We start from the raw sequence: 1265 nt of genomic DNA, 5'->3' as shown, positions 1-1265 counted from the left end.
TCCTCTCCGAATGTAACTTTGGGACAAGTTTAAATAAAATAGAACTGATTTCCATAACAAACATCAGATCATATTATAAAAATTTAATTTAATTAACCCCAAAATAGAATAAATATGCAATTTATAAGAATGAATAAATCAGATAGAACCCATTACCTTCTCATTGTTCTGAAGTTAGTCGCTCTGGCCCTGTTCATGCTTTGTTTTTATCAAGCATTTAAAATCTCCAATGGACCTTATTAAGTTATTTGGTGCGTACCATTTATAGTTGATGTTCTCTACATTTACCGATGTGAAACAAAAGCCGCTGATTCAAATGAACAGCGGCTTTTTTATTTAGATAAAATCCAGTGCTCTTGCTACAAAGGGAAATGGTCACTTCAATAATGTTGCTTTGACATTTTTACTCCTGATATATTCCTGATCTGCCGCAATAGAACCGGAAAAAGATACTTCGGGATTCAGGCTGATATAGAATCCATTGTAGTTTTTATAAAATTTATACTTTTCTATGGATGGAAAATTTGTCCAGTTATCCTCATTCAAGGAATAATCTGACACATCAATAAATCTTAAGCTCATTTGCTGTTCATACTTAGAATACAAAAGATCAATAAATAAATCTATTGTAATTTGGTCCTCCTTTTTAGAAATGCTTACGCCTCTCAGTCTTGAATGCAATAAACTATATTCACCTGTGGAAAACATAATCAAAATCTCGCTACCCTCTAAAACCCTCATATTTAAACCCTTTATTTATAGATACGCTCTACAAAACACCGCTCCCCCGTACACTTTCGTGTACGGTTAGGAAGGGAGGGTTCGAGAGCATGCCGGTCAAACACTTTTATATATTGTATTTATTGTTGTTTAATAACAAACCGCATTATAACACTTCTGCGGTGTGGTAAAGTTCCTTTGGTTAAGGCAAAACCGCAACAACCTGTGGTTGTATTTAAAAATAATAGGAAACAAAAAAATTGGGCAGATATCAAAGCAAGAAGTTTATTACTTTTATCCTGATGTTTCCACCATTTATAGAAATGCCTTTAACCTACGTGTTCTCAGGCTTAATTATTTTGTTAAGTATTATAGGATTTTATTATAAACCATTATATAATAAACTGGTTTATCACCCCTTCGAAGTTTTTAGAGGAAATCGGATTCATACTTTATTTACTTCCGTTTTCCTGCATAAGAATTGGATGCATTTATTATTTAACATTTATTTGCTCTATATTATGTCGAAAGACATTGAATATATC

2 protein-coding genes are annotated in these 1265 nt (G+C 32.4%); one reads left to right on the top strand and one right to left on the bottom strand.

Features of this window, described 5'->3' with window-relative positions:
- Positions 1 to 375: 375 nt before the first annotated feature.
- Positions 376 to 741 carry a hypothetical protein gene (locus DBR11_RS16835; RefSeq protein WP_108553815.1) on the bottom strand — a complete coding sequence of 122 codons (366 nt, stop codon included), beginning with the start codon at positions 739 to 741 and terminating at the stop codon, positions 376 to 378.
- A 281-nt stretch (positions 742 to 1022) separates the two neighbouring features.
- Between DBR11_RS16835 and DBR11_RS30640 the strand changes: the two genes are divergently transcribed.
- The coding region (locus DBR11_RS30640) for a rhomboid family intramembrane serine protease (RefSeq protein ID WP_146186562.1) at positions 1023 to 1265 on the top strand (243 nt) is incomplete at its 3' end.

Source organism: Pedobacter sp. HMWF019 (genome assembly GCF_003061025.1).
GTDB lineage: Bacteria > Bacteroidota > Bacteroidia > Sphingobacteriales > Sphingobacteriaceae > Pedobacter.
This window is presented reverse-complemented; position numbering and strand designations above follow the sequence as displayed.